The organism is Aurantiacibacter sediminis, from assembly GCF_016019885.1.
Classification (GTDB): domain Bacteria; phylum Pseudomonadota; class Alphaproteobacteria; order Sphingomonadales; family Sphingomonadaceae; genus Alteraurantiacibacter; species Alteraurantiacibacter sediminis.
Map to the genome: position 1 here is coordinate 980,122 of NZ_JAEANY010000001.1, position 25,184 is coordinate 1,005,305.

Genomic DNA, 25,184 nt, shown 5'->3' on the forward strand with positions numbered 1-25,184 from the left:
GGTCTGCGCCTTCCTTTTGGTCGGCACATGGCGGCGTGCAGCAATGCTTTCGGTACTCGATATCTTCAAAGTCGGCCTCGGCCCGTCGAGCTCCCACACGGTGGGCCCGATGCGGGTGGGCCTTCGCGTTATCGAGGACGCGAAAGCTTCGGGCAGCTTCGATGCGGTGCGCCGCGCCCATATCAGCCTGCACGGATCGCTCGCGCTCACCGGGGTTGGGCACGGCGTGGACAAGGCCTGCATCCTTGGCCTTGCCGGATATGAGCCCGACAAGGTTGCACCGGATGAGGCGGATAAAGTCGTTCGCGAAGTGCGCGAAACGAAACGCCTGACGCTCGGCGGCGCGCGTGAGATTGGTTTCGACCCGGCCAAAGACATCGATTTGCGATCCGACATCATCCCTGAAATTCATCCGAACGAGATGCGCATTCGGCTCTACGATGCTGCGGATGAAGTGCTTCTAGACGTGACCTATTATTCGGTAGGCGGCGGCTTCATCGCGAGCGAGCGCCAATTGCGCAACCCGGCAGAAGACGATCTGATCTCAGTCGGACCGAAACCGGTCTACGCTTTCGGCTCCGCCAAGGAACTGTTGGAGCTATGCGCAAGCAACGATCTTTCGATCGAGGAGCTTGTGCTCGCAAACGAAGATTGCATGCGCCCGCGTGAGGAAACGCTCGCCGGGATCGATCATATCTGGGATGTCATGCGTGCTTGCATCGAGCGGGGACTGACCACGCCCGGTCAGTTGCCCGGCGGTCTCAATGTCAAACGCCGCGCTCCGCAATTGTTTGAGCGGTTGGAAGCAACGCCGGGCGCCAATGAAAGCGAGCGAATTTTCGACTGGCTCAACGTCTATGCCATGGCGGTGAACGAGGAAAACGCTGTGGGTGGCCGGGTCGTGACGGCGCCTACCAATGGCGCGGCAGGCATCATCCCTGCCGTGTTGAAACACTATTGCGAGACCACTGGCTGCAGCACGCGCGAAGCGAGCCGACGCTTTCTTGTGACAGGTGCCGGTATTGGCATTCTTTACAAGCAGCGCGCGTCAATTTCCGGTGCAGAAATGGGCTGCCAGGGCGAAGTCGGCGTCGCTTGCTCCATGGCTGCAGCGGGCCTCGCTGCGATCTGGGGCGGTACTCCTGCACAGATCGAACATGCTGCAGAAATCGGGATGGAGCATAATCTCGGCCTCACCTGCGACCCCGTGGGCGGGCTGGTGCAGATCCCCTGTATCGAGCGCAATGCCGTGGGTGCGGTGAAAGCCGTAAACGCCGCGCGCCTCGCTCTCGTCGCTTCCGATCAACCATGCGTATCACTCGATCAGGTCATCGAGACGATGCGCCAGACCGGCCTCGACATGTCGAGCAAGTACAAGGAAACCAGCCAGGGCGGGCTCGCGGTAAACGTAATCGAATGCTGACCGCTGCCCCCGCTGGCAACGTGCTCTAGAACCGGCCGAGAAGGTTCAGGAACGGCCCGTGACTGGTGTAGCTCTGGTCGGTCAGGTCGTCCGAGAAATCGGACCAAGAATAGCCCACGCCGACTTTCACTTCATCGCCGATATGGCGATAGATCGCGCCCAGCGCACCAAGGCGGAGATCGTCCGCCTGTGTCACCCAGAGGGCGCGTCCTTCAGCCAGTACGTCCCATTCGCGCAGCACGTTGTAGTCGAAACGGACCACCGCAAGATGCGCATCGGAGCTGACGAATTCGTCCGAATTCCGACCCAGAGATACGCGCCCATGGCGATAGCCGTAGCGCGTGCCCAGCGTCAGGCGATCGGTCAGATCGAAATTGAAGTCGGCACTGAAGATCGCGCTCACCTGCTTGGGACTTTGGACTTCGCCTGATCCGGTGATCTGGCCGACAGGGCCGAGATCTTCGAAATACTGGAAGCGGATGATGCCGTTAACCCGTTCATTGTTGATCGGACGATAGGCGAAACCGGCAATGGCTTCGGTAAATTCCGCGGCGCGGATCGACGTGCCGTCATTGTCGGCACGAGCGAGATTGAACTGGCCGACAAAGCGCCAGTCAGGGGCCACCGCATAGCTGAGATTGTTGCGCAGCAGCCAGACTGTCTGTTCGCCGCCTACGAAAGCGCCGCCATCCTCATGACGAATTTCAATCGCGGAGCCTGCACGGAAATCTTCAGCCTGATAGCCGATGGATAGCGATCCGGCCGTGCGGCGGAAAACGCCCGTGGTCGGGTCTTCAATCCGGCCGTTTTCGAATGTGCCGGTGATGCTGACATGCTCGCTCGGATCGAATTGCAGGCCAAAGCTGCGGCTGAGTGTTGGGGCATCTGCGCCCACGCTGACGCGGTTCTCGCCGAAGACCGAAAGCGCATCGCTGTAGCGATGGCGCGCGCCTACAACCAAAGCGCCGCCTGGGCGACCGGTAAAGAGATTTTGGGGCTCGATGCCGGTATCGGTGCGATCGGCGAGCAGGGTGTAACCGACATAGGCTTCGGACCCATCGCCAAGGCGATGATTGAGCTGCACGTCCGCACCAAGGCCACCATCGCCGCCAGACACTTCGCTGGTGAGGGACAGGCGATCGGTCAGCTCTGCAGTTACGCCGCCGCCGACACGATTGTTTCGTGCACGGGTCGCGTCGCGGTCCAGCGTGGCCTGGCCGAATGCGTGGACCGCCCAATTGCTGTTCGCAGGGTCGTATTCCAGTTCGACTGCGCCGTCCGTCCGGCTGCCTTCCTGTACTGCATTCAAAAGAACGCCGGGTGAAAGGTCGTCATGGCGCAGGCCGAAGCTCGCGGTCAGCTGGCCGCTCGCAATGGCAAAGCGGTTCGACAGGTCGAGCTCTGCGGTGGTGTTACTGCCGCGCGTATCCGCATCGAAATGATCGAAGGAGCCGCGCACCTGGCCGGTTTCTCCAATCGGGATTTCGGCAGCAATGCCCCAGCGTTCGGTCGCTTCCGGACTGAGACGACCGGCAGATGAGAAGCCTGCGTCGAGATGCTCGAAGAAGCCGCTCACGGTCCCAAGGTCGCCCTGCCGCTCGGACAATTCGGCGATGTTCACACCAACTTCTGCGCGATAAGCCTGGGCAGTCGTATCCGCGCCGGGATTCGCGATGTCGGTGAATGAGAGGCCGCCATCGATGGAATTGGACTGGGCGAAACCCTGCCCATCGCTCTGCGCGATTTCTGCCCGTAGGAAAGTGCCTGCAGTCAGTCTCAGCAGCGCGTCGGCTCCGATCAGGGTCTGGTCGGCTTCATTGACGGTATCACGCTGGGCAATCGCTCCGATGCGCAGCGTGTCGGCCAGCCACATGGTCCCGCGGCCACCAATGGTGTAGCCATCAAGATCCCCCACGGCAGGCGTGTATTCATAGCGGACGACCAGCACTGGGACATCGCCGGCAGCGCTGCCTTCGCGTACGGTCCCGCCCGAATTGTAAGTCGACGCAAGCGGACGCAGCAAGGTCAACCGACCGTTGAACGGGTCGAAATCGTAGTCCTGCCGCGGGTTGAGGTCATGCGCTTCTACCACAAGGCCGGTTTCCCGGTCACGGATTTCAACGCGCACACGCTCCGACCCGACAGTCACATCCTGTCGCTGCAGGAAGTACAGCGAGCCGCCCGTGCCGCGGAACTCCTCGCGCGCCGGCACAGTCCCCGGATCGGAGGCAAAGGCCAGCAATTGCGCATTGCGCTCACCAAAGCTGGTTGTGCCAGCAGAATTGATATCGACGAGAGCGCCGAATAGCCCGCGATCTAGCTGCACAAGATCGGTCCCCGTCGCCTGAGCGACAAAGTTGCCGATCACGCCCTGGCTGAGGCCATTTTCCACTCGGACGTAGAAGCGGCCCTGTGTCGGCGCATCCTCGACCAGCGTCGAATCGTCGCCATAGGTGGGATAATATTGCTCTGAATTGAGACGGCGCAGCAGCTGGCGCGGATCCTTGCGATCTATGTTTGACAGCAGATCCTGCACCAGGGCCTCGCCCGTATCGAGCGCAGCAGTCATTTCCCAATCGCCGCCCAGCGGACCGTTGGCGTAAAAGGCCGCGCGGCCAATCGCATAGTCGCCGTCCGCCAGCGTCGATCCGCTGACATCCTGCGCGGGGCCGCTTGCCCAGCTTGTGCCGATCGTCACTTCACCTTGACCGACGATGAACCAGTCATCGCTATCGCTGGTGACATTGCGCAGAGCGGCGAAACGCATTTCCTCATCATCGCCGATGGCGATCATGATTGTTTCGGTGCCCTCAGGCACGATCTGCTCGCTGACGAAGCGGCCGTTGTCATCGACAGGGACGATCTGTTCTCCGACGCGGACGATATCCGTTTCGGGTGCGGCATTGCCGGTCACGGTGACGGTGACAGTGCGGGGCTGGCGAATGGTGCGGGTCGCGGCTTCGTCTTGCGTCCCGAACAGGGGGCGGCTGGGGGGAGCATCGGCTGCCGGACGCTCGTCGAGCACCGTCAGTTCCTGCGCTTCGGTCTCGTCGAACTGGCCTTCGCTGTCGAAGACGCGCAAGACGTAGAACATCTCCTGCTGGGTATCGTCACCGACCATCCAGCGCGCGAAACCGTTTTCGCCAACCGCGATGGTTTCAACAGGCTCACCCGACGGACTCATGCCCGCTTCGAAAATGCGGATTTCGCTGCGCACGATCAGAGCCGGATAATTGGTATAGGAAACGAAAGTTGCCTCGTCTCCACGCACCACGATGCGGACGCTTTCTGCAAGGCCGACGGCCAGGACCGGATCGATCTGACCAGAGTCCACGCGCACTTCGATATCATGATCGAACACGAGAGCGCTGTCGCTTTGCTGCTCGCCCGTGCTGATAGTGAGCCCGTCTTGCGGATCGGCATGCGCCATCGCCGGGGTTGCAAGCGTCAGGATTGCAAGACCCGAAACGCCCGACATAAGCCTTGCCGCTTTGGTGGAGGAGATTGTCATCTTGGTCATTGCCCTAACTCCCCCGTCTCGGCCGCTGTGGCGCTGGTTGCATTCACCTGGATGACCGGATCGGGCCCATCCCATTGCGTGTCGAAAATCGTCTGCAGCTGCGTGCTGATCATACGGAGGCGGGCCTCCACCTGCTCTGGCGTGTCGCCGGGGGCGATCGTGTAATTCGCGCGCACAACTAGCGATCTTGGATCGCCATCGCTTGCGAGTGCTTGCATCCGGGCGAGCACGTCCGGATTGAGCGATCCGTCAGTGGCAAAGGCGCGCGCATCGATCTGCAGTGTGATTACGTCGGCCTCTGCAATGCCGAAATTGAGCTCGCTCATCTTACCGCGCGTCAGGCGGATGGAGCGCGGATTGTCATGCGTGACAGAATAGCCCTGCGGGAGCGTGCGCTCATCCAGGCGCAGCACATAGTTGGAGCCTATGCGCGCATCGGGCACGGCAGCGCAGGTGATGTGATAGCGACCATATTCGTCGGTTGTTATCAGCTCACCATTGACAGTCGCGAGGCGGATTGACGGTACGCCCGGCTCGCCTTCATCCTGATAGCCATCGCCATCGTAGTCTTCGAAAACCTGTCCGATAAGCTCTGCACAGTCGAACACGGTGCTGGGCACAACCTGAATGGTCGCCGTGCCGCGATTGGAAATTTCGCTGCCATCGAAGCCGTTCTCGGCAACGCCGGTATTGACCAGCTGTCCTTCGGTGACTCCCGCGCCCACAAGAAGAACGAGTTCGTAAGTGACGGAGCTACCCGCCGGGATGACCTGATCGGTCCAGACAAGCTCGCGATTGCCATTGGCCAGTTCAGGCTCTGCCGCGACACCGTTCACTCGTGCACTGCCTAGCACATAGGTCATGCCCGCGGGCAGAACATCGATCACATCCACATCGGCGCGGCGGAACGTTTCTTCGTTGCGCACGGTGATTTCGTAGGGAACCAGATCGCCCACGCTGGCTGAGCGGCGGGTCGATGTCTTGGTCACGATGAGCCCGTCGCGCGACAGGAATGGGTCGAGCGGCAAGTGGTTGAAAATGATATCGGGATCGCCGTTTTGCAGGCGGAAACTGATGAAATATTCCGGGTCGCTTTCGATTGGTATATTCGCCGAATTGCCGATCGTCACAGGTGATCCAAGTCCGGTCGGATCGAAGGGACCCGGCTGTGGCGGCAGGATCGAGGAGGTAAAGCTGAATCCGGCAGGCGGGGTGACGCGGATCGCATATTCGCTCTCGCCAAGAGGGCATGCCGCAGCAGCGCCCGGCACGATGTCGAAGCGGTAGGCACCGGATGCGCCGGTAGTCTGATTGCTTTGGGATGCATCGATATAGCAATCGTCCGGCAGCGGATTGCCGCTGCGATCTACGAGCGTCAGGACAGCGCCAGGGACGGCAGTGCGCGCGACGGAATCGTAGACGATGCCGGACGGATCGATGGGCAGGTTCTGGTCCGGCAGGGAGGATGCCACATCAAGGCGAACATTCTCGATCTGCTCGTAAACGACGCCGGTTTCCGGATCGCGGAACTTGATCGTGTAATCCACGCCGCCCGATAGGCCGGTAAATTCGTAAAAACCGTTCTCATCGGTGACGATCGAACCGATCAGCGTATCGCCATCGAACAATTCGACGATCCAGCCGCCAAGGCGCGTATCGCCGTCATCGAGATCGCGGTCGCCATCCTGGTCTCGGAAAACTGTGCCCGAAAGCGTGCTGTCCGGAGCCACGACTTCGATCGTGACCGTAGCAATTTCGCAATTGGTCGGCGCATCGATCTGGCAGATCTGGTAATCGAAGGAGTAGTCGCCCGAGCCCGTTCCTGGCGCAACACCGACATCGCCCGTTACCGGGTCGAAAGTGATGCCGGTAGGCAAGGCCGATCCCGGCGCCAGCGAGACGACGGTAGTGTTTGCGGCTGCTGGATTTCCATCAATAGTATCACCACCAAAGACATTGAGAACACCGGCCTGGCCGGTATTGCCATTGATATCGAAAGCGCTGTCATCGACCGCGATGATGGTCGCCAGCAAAACGTCCTCATCCGTCGCGGTATTGTCTGCAGTATTGGCGTCGATGGCACCCCCGCCGACTGAGACAGTGGCCGTGTTGGACACGTCCCCTGCCAGCAGTGCGGCGGGTGTTGCCACCGCGAGGAAAGGCAGGATGCTGGTGAGCATCCGCGCAAGCGGCAAGCTTGGCAAACCCAGATTGTTTTGAAGGGAATACATGAGCTTGTTGCCTATGCCTTTGCCTGTTCCTCGCACTTGGCCTTAGTTGACCGAGCAGCTGTAGGTGATGGTCACATTCTGGTTCGCACCGATGGTGCCCAGCGTGATGCCCGCACCCTGCAGATCGCCAACTTCTGGCGTTCCAGCCGGTGCACCTGCCGGAGCCGTGCCGCCGAATGTGATCGTACCGTTTGCAGGGCAGCTGAGGCCTGGTCCCGGAGTATCCGTGACAAGTGCGCCAACCGCTGCATCCGGACCCGCATTGGCCACGGTCAGGACGTAGGTGACGGTATCGCCCGAGCGGACTTCGGTGACGTTGTTGGTCTTCGCGATCGAGAGGTTGACCACTGCGCCCACTACGACGGTGGCAATTGCGGTATCGCAATTGTCAGGGTCGGCAGTTTCACAGATCTGATACTCGACACTGTAGGTACCAGGGGTCGCGCCGGAAGGCACAGTGAGCGTGCCGTCGGCATTTATCGTAACACCCGTCAGCCCGTCATCGTTCACGATGGTCGGGATCACTGCAGTGTCCGCGAACGTAGCGCCATTCAGCGTGTCGTTGGGGAAGACGCTCGCCGTGCTGCCGCCGGTCGAGGGGATGGACGTGCCGGAGAAGTCATTGTTGTTCGCAATGATGCTGTTGATGACAGTGACCGCTTCGGTGAGGTCATCGCCGACGGTGCTCGGATCGCTTTGATCGCCAGCCGCCGCCGTGGTGACGTTGGTGATCGTATTGCCCTCCTGGCCCACATTGACAGTACCCTCAAGCGTCAGCGTCGCGCTTTCGCCGTTGAGAAGCGTGCCGACAGACCAGACACCGGTTCCCGCTGCATAGGTGCCACCCGATGCACTACCCGTGGCGGTGATGCCGCCATTATTGGCAGTCGCGGTGAGGCCAGCAGGCAGTACGTCGGTGAGCGAGACATTGGTCGCGGTATCGCCGCCATTGTTTGTGACGGTGATTTCGAAAGTCACCGTATCGCCTACACCCGGCTCTGCAGTGCCCGATGCGAGGACTTTGACGGTCTGCAGGTTTGCAACACCGCCAACCACAATAGTGGCAATGGCCGTATCGCAATTGTCCGTGTCTGCCGCTTCGCAGATCTGGTAGACCACATCATAGGTGCCCGGTGTCGAGCTGGCAGGCACGCTCAGCGTACCGTCCGCATTGATGGTGATACCCGTCAGGCCATCTTCATCGATGATAGTCGGGATCACCGCAGTATCAGCAAAGGCTGCGCCATTCAGCGTATCGTCGCTGAAGACGCTTGCAGTATCGCCGCCGGTCGACAGGATAGGCGTGCCCGAGAAATCATCGTTATTCGCGATGATCGTGTTGATGACGGTGACGCTTTCATCCAGATCGTCGCCGCCTGCTTCGGGATCGTTTTGATCGCCGGTGGCCGCAGTGGTTACGTTGGTGATTGTGTTGCCTTCTTGGCCGGCATCCACCGTACCTTCAAGCGTCAGCGTAGCGGTTTCGCCGTCAAGCAGCGTGCCGATGGTCCATACACCGTTGGTGGCATTGTAGGATCCGCCCGTCGAACTGCCGGTGCCTGCAACGCCGCCATTGTTCGCGGTCGCAGTGAGGCCAGCGGGCAGGGCATCTGTCAGCGTGACATTGGTTGCCGTATCGCCGCCATTATTGGTGACGGTGATGGAGAAGGTAACGGTATCGCCAACCGCGGGTTCTGTCGTGCCGGAGCCGAGAACCTTAATCGTCTGCAAGTCTGCCACGCCGCCGACCAGGATGGTCGCAATGGCCGTGTCGCAGTTCGTTGTGCCGGCTTCGCAAAGCTCATATTCGACATTGTATGTTCCGGGGGGTGTGCCTGCTGGAATCGTGATTGTGCCATCGGTCCCGATAGTGACGCCGGTCAGACCGTCATCATCGACGATAGTCACGTCTACGGCCGAATCTGCAAACGCAGCGCCGTTCAGTGTGTCATTGACAAAGACTGTCGAAGTCGCACCGCCTGTCGAAAGGATCGGCGTGCCGGTGAAATCATCGTTCTCCGCAACGACAACCGCAAGCAGCGTGTCAGTGTCGGTCGCGCTATTATTGCTCGTGTCCGTGTCCGTGGCACCCGGGGGCGCGGCCACCGTCGCGGTGTTCTCCACGTCCTGCGCATAGGCAGCGCCCGGGATAGCAACGGCAATGAAGGGAATCGCACTTGTCAGCATCCGGCCCATTGGCAGGCGCGGGATGGCGGCAATATGCGGGGCTACGCGAAAGTCCTGTGTTTGAGTCATCATTTTAATTCACCTGGCAAGAGTAAGTGAGAGTGGTCGATTGACCGGTCGAGAGCGTGCCGAGAGCAATTCCCGACCCGGTTAAATTTCCGATTGTGAAGGTCCCTGGGGGCACACCGTCTCCCGCAATCGAAACGAGATCGTTTGGATCGCAGGAAAGCTGCGCGTTGGGGGCGTCGGTAACGATGGCGCCTTCGATGTCGTCGCCGCCATTGTGGGACACCGTAATGGTGTAGGTAGTCGTCGAACCGGAGAAGACTTCGGAAGTGCCGTTCGTTTTCGCGACTGAAAGGTCTGCCTCAGTCGCGGATGTCAGGACCAGTTCCGTCGTGATCGGACGGTGATTGCAGCCTGAGGAAATCCCGACCCTGTCACCCAATGTCGCATCGCTGCGGGTGTTGTTGAAATACAGGATTCGTCCGAAGGCGAAGCCGGGACCCGTCGTGATATCGTCATCGGTTGCTATGAGGAACGGATTGGTCGGATATGTGAAGGGCGTCGCGTCATTGGTACCCACGCCGATACCGGCGATAACCGATGATCCAGAAGGCGCTGTGACGGTTGGCAATTGAAGGTTGCCGCCAGCCGTTCCGCCGGGAGGAGTGCCGGATCCGATACAACCGGTGTTGAAACTGGCGCTTGTGGGGATCCCCCCTTGGTCGACATTACGGAAACTGGTGAATGACACCGCAGCACCCATGCCGTTGGCGTTGCTGCTGCTAAAGCCGTTGGAGCCATAGCGAAGTTGGATCGTGACACTGCCGGTTGCAGGAAGATCGCTTTCTTGAAAAACGGCGACCGTCATCTTGTTGGCTTTGGAAAGCGTGGTGACGGAGTTTGTCGCGCGCCCGATAATGCGGCCTGTCCGGCCGTTCAGGGCAATTTCGTTCAGCTCGACGACTGTGTTGAGGAAGTATTCATGATAGACGATGACCACTACGGCGCGCTCATTCCCGGGGCCCGGATCGAACGTGAAATTGATCGTATCTTCGTTCGCACCGCCACCATTGGTAAGGTTCTGCGCGCGGTGCTTCGTCAGAATATTATTGGTTTCGATAACCTGCGCCGATGCGGGGACTGCAAGAAATGAAAGCGCGAGGACGCACAGCAGCACTGCGAGGTAACGCGCTGTGGCAAAAACCCCCGTCTGCTGCCTATCATCTCCGACCTTGGCAAAAGCCATTTGTCATCACCTGCATTGAGTCCAAGTTCAGGATCTCCGCGCAGGTGCAGCCGAGCTAAGGCGTTAACCATGAGCTTCATCGCATCTACGTAAAGTTCCTAGGCCGGGAATGAAGGTTATTGGTTAATAAACAGTAACGAGCGCACGAAATTTAATGCACCTTACTGAAAGGTTGTCAGTGCGCCTTGGATCGAAGCGATATGTATTCAAGACGCAAAAAAGGGCCCGAACCGCTCAGGTTCAGGGCCCTTTGAAGTACGCTCAGCGTTCGGAGAGATCAGAACGCGTAGCGGGTTGAAAGCTGGATCTTTTGCAAATTGCCGGAGCGGCCATCTTCGAGCTGTCGCTCGGCATACATATACTCGATCCCGACATCGAGGCGCGAGACCGGCGAGTAGACGAGGTTGACGAAGGCGTTCCAGCTTTCGTCGGTCACTTGGTTGCCTGTCAGCATCACCGGGTTGTCAGCCCGGAAGTACGAACCGGCGATCGTTGAGCGCAGATTGTCATCCCAGAAATGGCGGAAAGCTGCAAAGCCCGAATAGGTGAAAATCGGATCAAGATTGCCGTCGAGATCAAGCGCAGCATCGTTCACGATATTGAGGCCGATATAGCGGCCAAGGCCATCGCCGACGGTGCCCATAAAGCGGAAATCATCCCGCTCACCAATGCCGATACGACCTGAAAGGCTCAGCCCGTAGCCAAGCGCAGAATCGTCACCCATGCCAAAATCGTCATCGGCAATATTCAGACTGCGGACGATGCCTGCGGCCGTTAGCGAAACGCCATCACCGGCATAATTATAGCGGACCACCACATCCGGCATGGTGTCGTCGCCGGCAAGCAATCTGCCGCCAGTTGGCGTCGTTACAACCGTTTCGGGTTGCTCGACGGCAACCTGCAAGCCGCCATTGGTATACCGAACCATGGGCTGGCGATCGAAGACAGTGCCCGGCGTCGTGCCGATAAAGTCCATCGATTCAGGGAGCGCGCCAACGTTCTGGAACGTCGACCATGTCTGGCCAAGCAGCCAATCGCCATAAGTTAGGTATGCCTGCCGCAGGCGCGGTTCGTAACTGTTTGAAATCCGCTCGTCCCCGCCAGGGGTGACCATGAAGTCGATTTCGATATGGGAGCGCAGCGGGGTGCCTGTGCCCACGTCGGTTGAGGTGCCGAAGGTCACGCGCGTCTGGCGCGCAGAGAAGTCGGTGTCCCACCCTGATGCCTCACCGCCGACCGGAATCGCGCCAGGGATCAGGAAGTCTCGCGTGATCGAGCCATCGGGCAGCTGTCCGCCACTGGTGCGCAGCGAGAGTGCATCGAGCTTGACGTAGCCGCCGAGCGTGAACCGGGTATTGCCGATGCCAAAGCCATCGCGGTCCTGCTCTTCGCTAACCGTTTCGACCTGCGCGGCAAGATCTGCCTGTTCGCCGCGCATCTGGGTGGTTTCTGCCATTACCAGATCGGCAGTCGCGGCAATGTCCGCCTGTTGCTGCGCGTCAATATCCTGCTGCGCATCGAGCCGCTCGACAAGTCCTGACACCAAAGCCTCCAACCGGTCCAGCCGGTCTTCAATGCTGGCTTCCTGCGCCAACGCGGTCGCCGGCATGAGGCATGATGCGCCGACCAGAGCAGCGCAAAAACCTTTGCGAAAATTGAATGTCTGCATGATACCCTCCCAATCTCTTTTATTGGAACGGGTTGTCGCTCCGATCATGGGATGGGCACAATTAGCCTAACGTATTACGACCTATGTCTGAGTCAGCCGCTCGCCTGCGATGCTTTAGGCTCGCGCAAAAATGGGAGGTCTCCAAAATGAGCACTATCGTTCAGCATCCATCGCCCCCGGCTAGCGCCAATTGCACTCCGGCAGAATATGACGCGCATTATCAGCGCTCTATCGACGACCCGGATGGTTTCTGGCTTGAGCAGGCAGAGCGGCTGGACTGGATGACCAAGCCAACCAAGGCAGGCGAGTGGTCTTTCGATCCTGCCGAAATCACCTGGTATGCCGATGGCTCGCTCAACCTTTGCCACAATGCAGTTGACCGCCACTTTGAGACGCGCGGCGACCAGACCGCCTTCATTTTTGAGCCGGACGATCCTGCAACCCCGGGCCGAAGCCTGACCTATCGGGAGCTGCACACAGAAGTCGTGCGGATGGCGAATGCTCTGAAAGCAATTGGGGTCTCGAAGGGGGACCGGGTCACGCTCTATATGCCGATGATCGTGGAGGGCGCAGTCGCAATGCTCGCCTGCGCGCGGCTGGGGGCGATCCACTCGGTGGTGTTTGGCGGTTTCTCTCCGGAAGCGCTCGCGGGCCGGATCGAGGCTTGTGAAAGCCGCTTCGTCGTGACCGCAGACGAAGGCCTCCGAGGCACCAAGCGCGTGCCGCTGAAGGCCAATGTCGATGCCGCGCTGGAGTTTGACGGTGTCGATGTCTCAAGCGTGCTTGTCATCAAGCATACAGGCGGCGCGATCGAGATGAAGGAAGGCCGCGATCACTGGTATGCCGATGTCGCCAGCGATGATGAGTGCCCCTGCGCGGAAATGAACGCGGAAGACCCGCTGTTCATCCTCTACACCAGTGGCTCAACCGGAAAGCCGAAGGGGGTTTTGCATACCACCGGCGGCTATGCGGTATGGGTGGCGACCACTTTCCATTTCACGTTCGACTACCAGCCGGGTGAAGTCTTCTGGTGCAGCGCCGATATCGGCTGGGTGACCGGGCATAGCTATGTGACCTATGGCCCGCTCATCAATGGTGGCACCAGTGTGATTTTTGAAGGCGTCCCGAACTATCCCGATCACGGCCGCTTCTGGGAAGTTATCGCCAAGCACCAGGTCAACATCTTCTACACCGCGCCAACGGCGATCCGCGCGCTGATGCGTGAAGGCGATGATCATGTGACAAAGCATGATCGCTCGAGCCTGCGCATTCTCGGCACAGTAGGAGAGCCGATCAATCCTGAAGCATGGCGCTGGTATTACGAGGTGGTTGGGGAAAGCCGCTGCCCCATCGTCGATACTTGGTGGCAGACCGAGACGGGCGGCCACATGATCACAACGCTTCCCTATGCCAGCGACATGAAGCCGGGCAGCGCCGGCAAGCCCTTCTTTGGCGTGCAGCTGCAATTGGTCGACAACGACGGCAACGTTCTGGAAGGCGCGAATGAGGGTAATCTGTGCGTCACCGCAAGCTGGCCCGGGCAGGCGCGCACTGTTTACGGCGACCATGATCGCTTCATTGAGGCCTATTTCAGCACATTCAAAGGCAAGTATTTCACCGGGGACGGCTGCCGTCTGGACGGAGACGGGTTCTATTGGATCACAGGCCGCGTTGACGATGTGATCAATGTGTCCGGCCATCGAATGGGGACGGCCGAAGTTGAGAGCGCGCTTGTGCTGCATCCCGCCGTCGCAGAGGCGGCAGTCGTGGGATATCCGCACGATATCAAGGGGCAGGGCATTTATTGCTATGTCACCACGATGGAGGGCGTGGACGAAACGGACGAGCTTTACGCTGAGCTGCGCGCGCATGTTCGCAAGGAAATCGGACCGATCGCAACGCCCGATCATCTGCACTTTACCGACGGCCTGCCGAAGACGCGTTCGGGCAAGATCATGCGGCGCATTCTGCGCAAGATCGCGGAGAATGATTACGGCTCGCTTGGAGACACATCGACGCTGGCCGATCCGTCATTGGTGGACAGGCTGATAGAAGGGCGGCAGAACCGCTGAGCAATGACAGAGCGGATCATCATCGCAGACGACCATCCGCTGTTTCGTGCAGCGCTCGGCCATGCGGTCGCGAGCGTTTGGCCCGATGCCACGGTAATCGAAGCCTCCAGCGCTGGCGAAGCGCGTGCGGCACTGGCTGAACCCGCCGAATGCCTGCTGCTCGACCTGCATATGGAAGACTCCAATGGGCTCAGCGTCCTCATGGACGTGCGGCAGGATTATCCCGCCGTCCCGGTGGTGATAGTGTCGGCCAGTGAAGAGCCTCGCGTCTATAGCGCAGCAGCGCAGCTAGGCGCGGCGGCATTCATACCGAAATCCGCCAGCCTACCGGTCCTGCGCGAAGCACTTCAGGCGGTGCGCGAAGGCGACAATTGGTTTCCCGATACAGGCGATGAAGTCGAAGACGATGATCTGGCGCGGATCAGCTCGTTGACACCAGCGCAGCGCCGCATCCTGGAACACATGCGAGCAGGCTTGCTCAACAAGCAGATCGCTTATGAGCTATCGATCAGCGAGGCGACGGTGAAAGCGCACATCACTGCCATTTTCCGCAAGCTGAATGTGATCAGCCGGACGCAGGCGGCGATGCTGGCCGCGAAACTCGACGTCGATCAGCCCGCGGCGGACTCCACGACGTCCTGATCCTCGTCCGCTGACCGAGCGGCTAGCGCGCTGGCGATGAGCGAGCGAAGAGCTGCGGGCGCGGCGGGTTTGAGCAGCCGGTGCGCGCCAATTGCCTTGGCAGCCGCTACGGTTTCATCGCTGGCCTCGGCCGTGTGCAGGATGACTGCGGGTCGCTCACCCCAAGCTACACACAGCTGTTCATAGACCTCAGTCCCCAGCACATCGTCATCGAGCTGGTAATCCAGCAGGATGAGGTCAGGAGCGTCAAATGAGCACTCCAGGGCGGTAATGAAGTCCGCGGCATCGCACACTTCAAGCTGCCAGCGCTCCAGCAGCGCGCGCGCCGCCTGCCGCGCGCCTTCCTCATTGTCGATCACCAAAACATTCGCACCATCGAGATTGGCGCCTTTCTTACGGCCAGTGATTTTGCGCGGCGCCGCGGCCCAATACTCCACCGGCATATAGAGGGCAAAGCAACTGCCGCGGCCCTTTTGCGATTTGGTCTCGACATGCAGGCCAAGGAGATCGGTAATCCGCCGGACGATGGCGAGGCCGAGGCCCAGCCCTTCGCGGTCGCTGGCCTCCGCACGCTGGAATTCACCGAAAACGCGTCCGATGTCATCTTCGGCAATTCCGCGTCCGGTATCGTAAACGCACAGCGCGATGCCTTCCGCGCGCCGTCGTACCCCAATCAATACTCCCCCGCTCTGCGTGTAACGCACGGCATTGCTGACGAAATTGCGAAGGACGCTGGCGAGCAGTGCGCGATCGGTCTGCACCCAAGCGCGCGTTTTTACGTGGCGCAGCGTAATGCCTTTGGCTTCCGCCTGTACGGTGAATTCGCGCGCGATTTCGGTGAGCACATCATCGAGCGGGATAGACGCAAATTGCGGTTCGATTCCGCCACCGTCCAGCTTGGAGATGTCGAGGAGCGCGCGAATAAGCCGGTCGGCAGACGCAATCGAACCATCAAGGTCGCGCACGAGTTTGTGCGAAGGATTGTCCGCTCCCAGTTCCTCACCCAGCGCAGAGGTGAAAAGCCGTGCGGCGTTCAGCGGCTGGATGAGGTCGTGGCTGGCAGCAGCCAGGAATCGCGTCTTCGAACGCGTCGCTTTTTCCAGCGCCGCATTGGCATCGCTCAGCTGCGCTGTGCGCTCGGCAACCTTTTCTTCCAGCGCCTGTTCGGCACGGCGGTCCGCCGTCACATCGGTGTAGGAGGTGACATAGCCGCCGCCGGGAGCCGGATTGCCGACGATCCGCATGATCGTGCCATCGGCCTGTTCGCGCTCTATCCGGTGCTGGCGACCGGCACGCATATGTTCGAGCCGTTTTTCGACTTCCTCTGCAATTAATTCTTCGGGCACATCGCCGCGCCGCAGGTTCCAGGCGATCAGTTGGGCGATAGGCGTGCCCACGGTGGCAGCTTCTGGAGGCATTCCAAACATGCTGCGATATCGGTTGTTCCAGGCGACCAGGTTCATGTCCGCATCCACCACGGCCACACCCTGTTCGATGTTCTCGATGGCGAGCTGCAGCAGATCGGCGTTGAAAGTGAGCTTGCGGCTGGCTTCGTCCATCATGGCCACGACATCGGCGAGCGGGACGGGCTCTCCGCCAGACCAGGACGAAACCAGCATGCGGGACGATGATGATCCCACAACCCCGGCAATGGTGCGCTCTGCCATGGCCATCACCAGATCGTCGGCCGGATCGCCGTCCCGGTAAGGCGTGGGCAGCGCGGCGATGGCGGCGTTGGCGCGTTCGCTACCTACGATCTGGGAAAGCAGGAGGCGAATGTCGGCAACGCGCTTGCGGGTGACGAAGTTGACGTTCTGTCCCGGTCCTCCGCTCGGAACGAATGCTGCCGCCTGCGCCGCATCGACAAGAGTTGGTGCGGCGAGAGTGGAGGCGAGCCAATAGACGAGCGTATTCGCGCCGAGGCTCAATAAGCTTCCAGAGACCAGCGTGTCCGGATGGATCTGTATTAGAGGCGCTTCGCCCGTCATCGCCGGAATGATCAGCAGGATTAGCCAACAGGCGAAACCTGTGACCAATCCCGCCAGCATACCAGCCTTGTTGCCGTGCCGACTGACCATGCCCAACACGAGACCGGGAGTGAATTGCGCTGCGGCTACAAAAGCTAGGATGCCCATTCCGGCAAGGCTAACTCCGCGGCCGAAACCGAGATAAACGAGATACGCCATCGCCAGCAGACCTGCGATCACAAGGCGTCGCACCAGCAGCAGTCGTCGGGCCAGCAGCGATCGATCACCGCCGCCGCGCAATTGCTGGCGGAGCAGCACCGGAGCCAGCAGATCGTTTGTAATCATCGTAGAAAGCGCGACGCTGGCGATCACGATCATGCCGGTAGAGGCAGACAGTCCGCCGATAAAAACAAGCAGCGCCAGCGCATCGCTTCCCATCGCCAAAGGCAGCGCCAGCACTATCATGTCGCGTGGCACGTCCGCTGGCAGGGTGGCCGTCCCGGCGAGCACGATCGGGATGATAACAATCGCTGTAAGAGCCAGATAGGCGGGAAAGACCCAGCGCATGGCCGGCGTCATTTTGTCCGTGGGCGCTTCGACAAAAATCATATGAAACTGGCGTGGCAGGCACAGCGCGGCGCAGGCGGCCAGCAGTGTCAGAATGCCGAAGCGGAGATCGATCTGCTCAGCGCGAAAGACCTGTGCAGCCTCAACCGTGCGAAACTCCGCGCCCAGCAACAGCGCAGCAGCGACAGCCACCGCGATCAGCGCCACCAGCTTGACGACGGCCTCGATCGCGATGGTGAGCACCAGCCCGGCATTATCGCCCGCCCGGTCGGCTCTGCGCGATCCGAAGATAATGGCGAATACGGCCATGGCGGATGCCACCATGAAGACGATTTCGTCCAATTCGATGCTGGCAGTCATGCTTTCATCGAGCGCAGAAAGCGACGCGCCGACAGATCGCAATTGCAGCGCCATGTAAGGAAGAGAGCCGAGCGTCGCGATAATGGTGACGAGCGCTGCAACGCTCGCGCTTTTGCCATATCGCGCGGACAGGAAGTCGGCGATGGAGGTGGAATGCTGCGCCTGTGATCGGGCAAGCACGCGCCCGATAAATCTGTGCCCCAGCGCGAAGACCAATATCGGGCCAAGATAGATGGGCAGGAATTGCCAACCTGCATTCGCGGCTGTCCCAACGCCGCCGAAGAATGTCCAGCTGGTGCAGTAGACCGCCAGCGACAGCCCGTAGATCCAGCCCGATGATTTTGCCCGTCCGGCATCATCCGCAGCATCGCGGCGCGCGGCGATCCAGAACAGCAGCCCCAGATAGAGGGCGCTGGCGATGATGGCGCTCGCAAAGAGCATGCGGCCGTCCTCTCCCCTTGAGGATTCAGGCTAGCGCGGTGTCACAAATTTGCAAAGCGAAAGGGGCGACACCTCTCGGCGCCGCCCCTCTCCGGGTTCAACCTAAATCGGGTTTAGTGTGCGTGGGCTTCGCCCGCGCCGCGGGGTACGCGGATGCTGTCCACCAGCTTGCGCACATCGCTTGGCGTGCGGCCCGTCATCTTGGCCACCACGATGGCGACAGCGAAGTGCAGCAGCATGCCGACTACGCCAATGCCTTCGGGCGAGATACCGAACAGCCAGTTCTCGGCCACATTCGCCGCCGGGTTCATCAACTTGAAGTAGAAGATGTAGCCGAAGGTGAAGGCAAGGCCACTGACCATACCGGCAATCGCGCCTTCCCGGTTCATGAACTTCGTAAAGATGCCCATGAAGATCGCCGGGAACAGGCTGGCCGCAGCCAGACCGAAGGCGAAGGCGACCACCTGCGCCACCCATCCTGGCGGATAAATGCCGAGGTATCCTGCGACCAGGATTGCCGCCGTTGCCGCAATACGCGCTGCGAGCAGCTCTCCTTTCTCCGAGATATTCGGCCGGAAGGTGGATTTCAGCAGGTCGTGACTGACAGAGCTTGAGATCACCAGCAACAAGCCGGCCGCTGTCGATAGTGCAGCCGCAAGGCCGCCAGCTGCCACCAGAGCGATCACCCATCCCGGCAGATTGCCGATTTCCGGATTGGCGAGCACCATGATGTCGCGGTCGACATAAACCTCGTTCTCACTGTCGGTAACAGGCGCATTGGTGACTACGCGTTCGCCGAAATCGCCGGTCGCGCCTTCGTCGAACACCGGAGCGCCTTCAAACGCATCGCCAGCGCGGTACTGCATGACGCCGTCACCGTTCTTGTCCTGCCAGGCGATCAGATCATTGGCTTCCCAATTGGTGAACCATTCAGGAGCATTCTCATAGCTCGTCTGGTCGACCGTCTCGATGAAGTTGATCCGGGCGAACGCGCCGACAGCCGGAGCCGTGGTGTAGAGAAGGGCGATGAACAGCAGCGCCCAGCCCGCCGATTTGCGCGCATCCGATGCCTTGGGCACCGTGAAGAAGCGCACGATCACGTGGGGCAAGCCCGCCGTGCCGACCATCAACGCGAGTGTGATGCAGAACACGTCGATCATCGACTTGCTGCCATCGGTATACGCGCCGAAGCCCAAGTCCTGTAAGACCAGATCCAGCTTTTGCAGCACGTATAATCCGGACCCGTCGTTCACTTCGGATCCCAGCCCGATCTGCGGGATCGGGTTGCCGGTGATCATGAAGCTGAGGAAGAAGGCCGGAACCATATAGGCGCAGATCAGCACGCAATATTGCGCCACCTGCGTATAGGTGATGCCCTTCATCCCGCCGAGCACGGCGTAGATGAACACGATGCCCATGCCGATGATAACGCCCCAGAAGATCGAGACATCGAGGAAGCGTGAGAACACGATTCCCACGCCGCGCATCTGGCCTGCGATATAGGTGAAGCTGATGAAAATCAGGCATATGACCGCGACAACGCGCGCAGTCTTCGAATAATACCGCGTGCCGATGAAATCGGGCACGGTGAATTGTCCGAATTTGCGCAAGTATGGCGCGAGCAGCAGAGCGAGCAGCACATAGCCGCCGGTCCAGCCCATCAGGTAGACAGACGCATCATAGCCGAGGAACGCGATGAGGCCCGCCATCGAGATGAAGCTGGCCGCTGACATCCAGTCAGCCGCTGTTGCCATGCCGTTGACGACCGGATTCACCCCGCCCCCGGCAACATAGAATTCCTTGGTCGAACCTGCGCGGCTCCAGATGGCGATGCCGATATACATCGCAAAGCTGAGGCCGACGAAGATGTAAATGAGGGTTTGTGTTTCCATGATCTCCTCCCTCAATCGTCAAGGTCGTATTTGCGCTCGAGCGAGCGCATTTTGACGACGTAATAGAGAATGAGCAGCATGAAGACGTAGATCGAACCCTGCTGCGCGAACCAGAAGCCGAGCGGATATCCGCCGAGCATGAACTGATCGAGCCAGTCGCGGAACAGAATGCCCGCTCCGAAAGACACGATGAACCAGATGCTCATCAGTGAAACCAGCAGGCGTATATTGTCCCGCCAGTAAGCGGACTCATTGGCGGACGTTGTCTCGCCAGTATCGGGTGGTGTGTTTTTAGCCATTATCCCCTCCATTTTCTCCGAGCAGCCAAAGGCGGCAGCTTGCCCGGAAGGCTATGCGTCCCGGTGAGGCGAGGGGAGAGCGACTTTAGTATGAGAGCTTCAGCGCAGCCGCTCGAGCCGTGAAATTCGCGTGTCTGCGGGCATTCTGCTGAGCTGTGCGAGAAACAATTCGGCTGCTGCCAGCGCATCGCTCAGCGCATCGTGAGCCGCGTATACAGGCAGGCCGTAGCGTTTGCGAGTCGGGCCGAGGCGATAGGCTTCGGCACCGACCAAGTCTGGCGATAATTCCCGCTCCAGCGCCAGCGTGCAGACAGACCGGATGGGAATTTTGGCTCCCCACAGCTTGCGGGTCGCACTCTGAAGCGCGGCAGTATCGATACTCGCTCCGTGCGCCACGACAATGCGACCACCCGCTGCGGCGAGTAAAGTCGTCAGCACATCTGCAAGCGGCTGTCCGCCGGCGGCGCGCTGTTCGCCAATTCCATGGATCGTCACCGCTTCCTCATCTAGCGTAGCGTCACTGCGAATGTCACGGGACACGGCGCCATCCATGGAAACGCCGCTGGATGTGAAGGGAAGCCAACCCGCCTGCAGCAGGTGCGCGTTGTCGCGAAGCCCGTCGAGTTCGAGGTCCAGCGCCAGGAAGCGCATGTCGCTCACCTGCGCGTCAGGTGCGGGCCAAACAGCGGCGGCATAGCTTGAGAGCACAGGATTGTCGCTCATCTCCAACGCTCGCAAAGCCCGTTTGAAGCGCCACTGCCGCAGCATGTCAGGCAATGCCGCCGGCGAGATTGCGACGCAAAGAATCCAGCGCTCCGCGGATCACGCCGAAGGCATCCTTGAGATGATCCCGTTCAAGCGGTGAGAGGGTGGACGGCGCGATCGCATTGTCGGGCGCGTTACCCGCCGCGACCTGCTCCGCCTGATGCCGAATGCGCAACTCGCTTACCAAAGTCATGGCATCGATCAGGCTTTGTGCATCGCCCGAGGCCATACGGCCCTCTCCGGCGATGGCCTGCAACCTCTCCGCAGTGCCCACCGCGACCGATCCGCTGGAGAGGGCGAGCGTTCGCGCTACGTCGATGATCGGCATGATCGCCTGTGCTTTTACGTCAAACACCTTGCTTCCGTCTGCCGCGTCTTCAAGCACAAGGTTGCGGAATATCCCGAGTGGAACTTTGCTGCGCTGTGCGTCGCGGGCGAGATAGCTGCCGAAGATTGAAGACTGCGACGCGAGCAAGATGACATCGGCTCTCAATTCATCAACGAGCTTCGCCTCCCCATGCACGCAGCGCATGTCGAAGAAGATAGTCGCGCGCAAAATCCGGTCTTCATCCGGCCTGTCGATCCAGTCCTCATACCGCCTTCGCCATCCGGTAGCGGTCAACCGTTGTTCCGCATTCTTGGCCATGATGCCGCCCTTGCAATAGACGAAACCGCATTCATCGAGCAGGTCGGAAAGGCGCGTGCCGAGCGCAGCGAAATATGCCTCACCCTCAGCTTCCAATTCGTCTGCAATTACAAGGCCGTTATCCTGATCGGAACCGACCAGCTGCTCCTCGCGCGCCAGCGAACCGAAGACAACCAGCGCGTAGGGAACAGGCGGATCACCAAGTTCAGCCTCGGCAAGTTCTGCGGCGCGGCGATGGGTCGCTTCACCCAAAGCCGAGACGAAACGCATGACATGCCGTGGTGAAAGCCCTTGGCGGACCATGCGCACGAAACTGTCCGGTATTCGGCGCGCGGCAGCGATCAGCGCCTCGGCCGTTTCCGCCCGCGCAATCGCAAGCCCTGCATCGATAGCGTTATGACCGAGATGAGCGAGGATATCGCTGGATGAAATCATTCCTGCCAATGACCCATTCTCGTCCAACAGCGGGACATGACGGAACCCGCCCGATGCCATCAGCGCCATCGCCTCTGCCACGCTGTCATGCGTGTTGAGCGTGCGGGGTTCCGGCGTCATTACGGTCAGCACGGTTTCACCGAAGGGCAGTCCGGGAGCGACAACCCGGTTACGCAAATCCTTATCGCTCAAAATGCCTACCAAATCTGCTCCATCGCAGACGGCAAGCGTGCTCACATCGGCCTGATGCATGATTTGCGCGGCATCGCGAATACTGGCCGTAGGCGCGCAGGTGACAGGCTTTGCACGGCGCATAAGAGTATCGACACGGACGGTGTCGAAGCCGCCTTGCCTTTCCTCTTCTCGTCGGCGCAGGGCATGGCGGATGCGATCGGACTCGTCTTCGGTGAAATGCTCGCGGAAGCGTGGATTTTCATCGCGCAGGCGCAGGAATTCCGCACCGGGCAATGCATAGATCAGCGTATCTTCCAGCGCGATAGTAGTGTTGCGAACCTCTCCGCCGCGCAGGATCGAAGGGTAGGCAAAAGCACTTCCAACACCCAGACGCGCAGTCAGCTCATCGCCCGCAAGCCGAAGTTCTACGGCGCCCGATCGCACGATCAGTAAGCGGTCATTCGTCTTGCCTGCGGTAAGTAATTCGTCGCCTGCGCGGTGATACGTCACAGTGATGCGCCGCGAAATGCGCGCCAGCTCATCGCTGCCGAGCAGATCGAATGGCGGCGATTTCCTGAGAAACCGCGCAATCTCGGCAATCTCCTGCGCCATCGTGACTACATAGCGGACATTTCGCGCACGTGCTTTCAGACTTTGGTGGGAAGAATCTTGGGAATAGCGCCGGTCCGCATCGGCTTTTTTTGACCACGTCCGAAAGCCGCGCTTGCAAATGTCGGAAAAAAGCTTTCACTCTATGGGCACCAATCCCAGTGTGAGCCGTTGGGGCAGGGAAGAGGCGGCTGATTGCCGTTGGATAAGGAAGGGGAGATACCCGAATGAAAATCGATATGCGTCATCTTGGATTGCTTGCCGGTACCGCGCTGCTGGCAGCTTGTGGCGGCAGCGGTGATGAACCCGCGCCTGCAGAGCCAGCTGATACCACAGAAGCTGAAGCGCCTGCCGAAGATACCGCTGATGCAGGCGATGCAGCGCCTGCTCCGGACAATACCGAAACTGTCGATGGTACCACTCTGGCGAATTTCACGGGTGATGCGTCTGCAGGCGAACAGGTTTTCGCACAGTGCGGCGCCTGCCACGTGGTCGAACCGGGTGTGAATCGCATCGGTCCTTCGCTTCACGGCATCGTGGGCAACGAAGCCGGTCAGGTCGAAGGCTTCAACTACAGCCCGGCCAATGCCAATAGCGGCATCGAGTGGACGCCTGAAAAGATGTTTCAATATCTTGAAAATCCGCAGCGGGTGATCCCGGGCACGACGATGACTTTCGCAGGTCTCTCCGATCCGCAGGACCGCGCAGATGTGATCGCTTATCTCGAAAGCACCGAGTAAGCTTCAGTCACAAGACAAAAAAGGGGCGCGAACCAAACACGGCTCGCGCCCCTTTTTGCGTCGTGTTTCGATCAGGCGGCGACCGAACCACGCGCCAGTTCGCATTGAGACCAAATATCGCTCAGCGCGTTGATCAGCCGATCGATATCCCCGTCATTATGGACGGGTGACGGCGTCAGACGTAGCCGCTCTGTTCCCACTGGCACAGTAGGATAGTTAATCGGCTGCACGTAAATGCCGTGATTATCCATCAGCCAGTCACTGATCATTTTGCACTTATGCGCATCGCCCACCATCACCGGAATGATGTGGCTGGGGTTGGGCAGGTGCGGAATGCCGAGCATGTCGAGCTTGCGCCGCACGGTTGCAACCCGGTCTCGCTGCTGCTCGCGCTCTTTACTGCTCACCTTGAGATGCTTGATGCTCGCGCAGGCACCCGCTGCAACGGCAGGGGGAAGAGCGGTGCTGAAGATAAATCCGCTGGCAAAAGTGCGCACGAAATCAACCAGATCGGCACTGGCGGCGATATAGCCGCCCATCACGCCGAATGCCTTGCCCAGCGTTCCCTCGATCACAGTAATGCGGTCCATCAGACCTTCTCGTTCGGCAATGCCACCGCCGCGCTCGCCATAGAGGCCGACTGCGTGGACCTCGTCGATATAGGTCATCGCGCCGTGCTTTTCGCAGACGTCGAGAATTTCGGCGATAGGGGCGATATCGCCATCCATCGAATAGACACTTTCGAAAGCGACGAGCTTGGGCACACCTGCCGGGAAAGCGGACAGGTGCCGATCCAGATCCTCCGGATCGTTATGCTTCCAGATCTTGTACTCGGCGCGGCTGTGGCGAATACCTTCGATCATGCTCGCATGATTCAGCGCATCGGAAAAGACGACGCAGCCCGGAATTTTGCTTGCGAGCGTGCCAAGGCCTGCCCAGTTGGACACATATCCGCTGGTGAAAAGCAGAGCGGCTTCCTTACCGTGCAGATCGGCCAGTTCCTGCTCCAGCAACACATGCTGGTGATTGGTGCCGGAGATATTGCGCGTGCCGCCTGCGCCCGCTCCGCACTGATCGAGCGTCTTGTGCATCGCTTCGAGCACCACAGGGTGCTGGCCCATGCCGAGATAATCGTTGGAGCACCAGACTGTGACGTTCTGCGTGCCATCATTCACATAACGCGTGGCATGCGGGAATGCGCCGCGCTTGCGCTCAATCTCGGTAAAGACGCGGTAACGCCCTTCATCGCGAACGGTCTGCAATTGCTCGGCGAAGAAACCGTCAAAATCCATG

15 protein-coding genes are annotated in these 25,184 nt (G+C 59.9%); 4 read left to right on the forward strand and 11 right to left on the reverse strand.

Annotation, left to right across the window (positions count from 1 at the left end; all coding sequences use genetic code 11):
- Positions 1 to 43: 43 nt before the first annotated feature.
- Positions 44 to 1,423 (forward strand): L-serine ammonia-lyase, encoded by a 1,380-nt coding sequence (locus I5L03_RS05060; RefSeq protein ID WP_197920583.1) that lies wholly within the window; start codon positions 44 to 46, stop codon positions 1,421 to 1,423.
- 25 nt (positions 1,424 to 1,448) lie between these two features.
- Here I5L03_RS05060 and I5L03_RS05065 read toward each other — a convergent pair whose 3' ends face one another.
- From I5L03_RS05065 to I5L03_RS05085, 5 genes are all read right to left on the reverse strand, one after another.
- A complete protein-coding gene (locus I5L03_RS05065; RefSeq protein WP_197920584.1) occupies positions 1,449 to 4,943 on the reverse strand; it encodes a hypothetical protein in 3,495 nt (1,164 codons plus the stop codon).
- Positions 4,940 to 7,123 carry an SdrD B-like domain-containing protein gene (locus I5L03_RS05070; RefSeq protein WP_197920585.1) on the reverse strand — a complete coding sequence of 728 codons (2,184 nt, stop codon included), beginning with the start codon at positions 7,121 to 7,123 and terminating at the stop codon, positions 4,940 to 4,942. Before I5L03_RS05070 ends, I5L03_RS05065 begins: the two co-directional genes overlap by 4 nt.
- 93 nt (positions 7,124 to 7,216) lie before the next feature.
- Positions 7,217 to 9,433, reverse strand: a complete 2,217-nt coding sequence (locus I5L03_RS05075) for a DUF11 domain-containing protein (RefSeq protein ID WP_197920586.1) — start codon at positions 9,431 to 9,433, stop codon at positions 7,217 to 7,219.
- Position 9,434: 1 nt separating this feature from the next.
- Positions 9,435 to 10,613, reverse strand: coding sequence for a DUF11 domain-containing protein (locus I5L03_RS05080; protein ID WP_197920587.1), 1,179 nt, complete (start codon positions 10,611 to 10,613; stop codon positions 9,435 to 9,437).
- Between the two features lie 277 nt (positions 10,614 to 10,890).
- Positions 10,891 to 12,282, reverse strand: a complete 1,392-nt coding sequence (locus tag I5L03_RS05085; RefSeq protein ID WP_234035025.1) for a DcaP family trimeric outer membrane transporter — start codon at positions 12,280 to 12,282, stop codon at positions 10,891 to 10,893.
- Positions 12,283 to 12,428: 146 nt separating this feature from the next.
- Between I5L03_RS05085 and acs the strand changes: the two genes are divergently transcribed.
- Positions 12,429 to 14,354, forward strand: coding sequence for an acetate--CoA ligase (gene acs / locus I5L03_RS05090; RefSeq protein WP_197920588.1), 1,926 nt, complete (start codon positions 12,429 to 12,431; stop codon positions 14,352 to 14,354).
- Positions 14,355 to 14,357: 3 nt separating this feature from the next.
- The gene (locus tag I5L03_RS05095; protein ID WP_197920589.1) at positions 14,358 to 14,996 is read left to right on the forward strand and encodes a response regulator transcription factor; all 639 of its coding nucleotides are present in this window, start codon (positions 14,358 to 14,360) and stop codon (positions 14,994 to 14,996) included.
- Here I5L03_RS05095 and I5L03_RS05100 read toward each other — a convergent pair.
- From I5L03_RS05100 to I5L03_RS05120, 5 genes are all read right to left on the reverse strand, one after another.
- The gene (locus tag I5L03_RS05100; RefSeq protein WP_197920590.1) at positions 14,966 to 18,331 is read right to left on the reverse strand and encodes a hybrid sensor histidine kinase/response regulator; all 3,366 of its coding nucleotides are present in this window, start codon (positions 18,329 to 18,331) and stop codon (positions 14,966 to 14,968) included. The genes I5L03_RS05095 and I5L03_RS05100 overlap by 31 nt on opposite strands.
- Positions 18,332 to 18,444: 113 nt before the next feature.
- Complete coding sequence (locus I5L03_RS05105; RefSeq protein ID WP_197920591.1) at positions 18,445 to 20,223, reverse strand: sodium:solute symporter family protein; 1,779 nt, start codon at positions 20,221 to 20,223, stop codon at positions 18,445 to 18,447.
- An 11-nt stretch (positions 20,224 to 20,234) separates the two neighbouring features.
- Positions 20,235 to 20,522 (reverse strand): DUF4212 domain-containing protein, encoded by a 288-nt coding sequence (locus I5L03_RS05110; protein ID WP_197920592.1) that lies wholly within the window; start codon positions 20,520 to 20,522, stop codon positions 20,235 to 20,237.
- A 99-nt stretch (positions 20,523 to 20,621) separates the two neighbouring features.
- Entirely contained in the window at positions 20,622 to 21,245 is a 624-nt protein-coding gene (locus I5L03_RS05115) for an exonuclease domain-containing protein (protein ID WP_197920593.1), read from the reverse strand.
- A gap of 46 nt (positions 21,246 to 21,291) precedes the next feature.
- Complete coding sequence (locus tag I5L03_RS05120) at positions 21,292 to 23,154, reverse strand: DUF294 nucleotidyltransferase-like domain-containing protein (protein ID WP_197920594.1); 1,863 nt, start codon at positions 23,152 to 23,154, stop codon at positions 21,292 to 21,294.
- Positions 23,155 to 23,378: 224 nt separating this feature from the next.
- Between I5L03_RS05120 and I5L03_RS05125 the strand changes: the two genes are divergently transcribed.
- Positions 23,379 to 23,891: a c-type cytochrome gene (locus I5L03_RS05125; RefSeq protein WP_234035026.1), complete on the forward strand. Its 513-nt coding sequence runs from the start codon at positions 23,379 to 23,381 to the stop codon at positions 23,889 to 23,891.
- A gap of 71 nt (positions 23,892 to 23,962) precedes the next feature.
- On the opposite strand, the gene hemA is transcribed toward I5L03_RS05125, so the two are convergent.
- Positions 23,963 to 25,183 (reverse strand): 5-aminolevulinate synthase, encoded by a 1,221-nt coding sequence (hemA, locus tag I5L03_RS05130; RefSeq protein ID WP_197920595.1) that lies wholly within the window; start codon positions 25,181 to 25,183, stop codon positions 23,963 to 23,965.
- Position 25,184 lies beyond the last annotated feature (1 nt).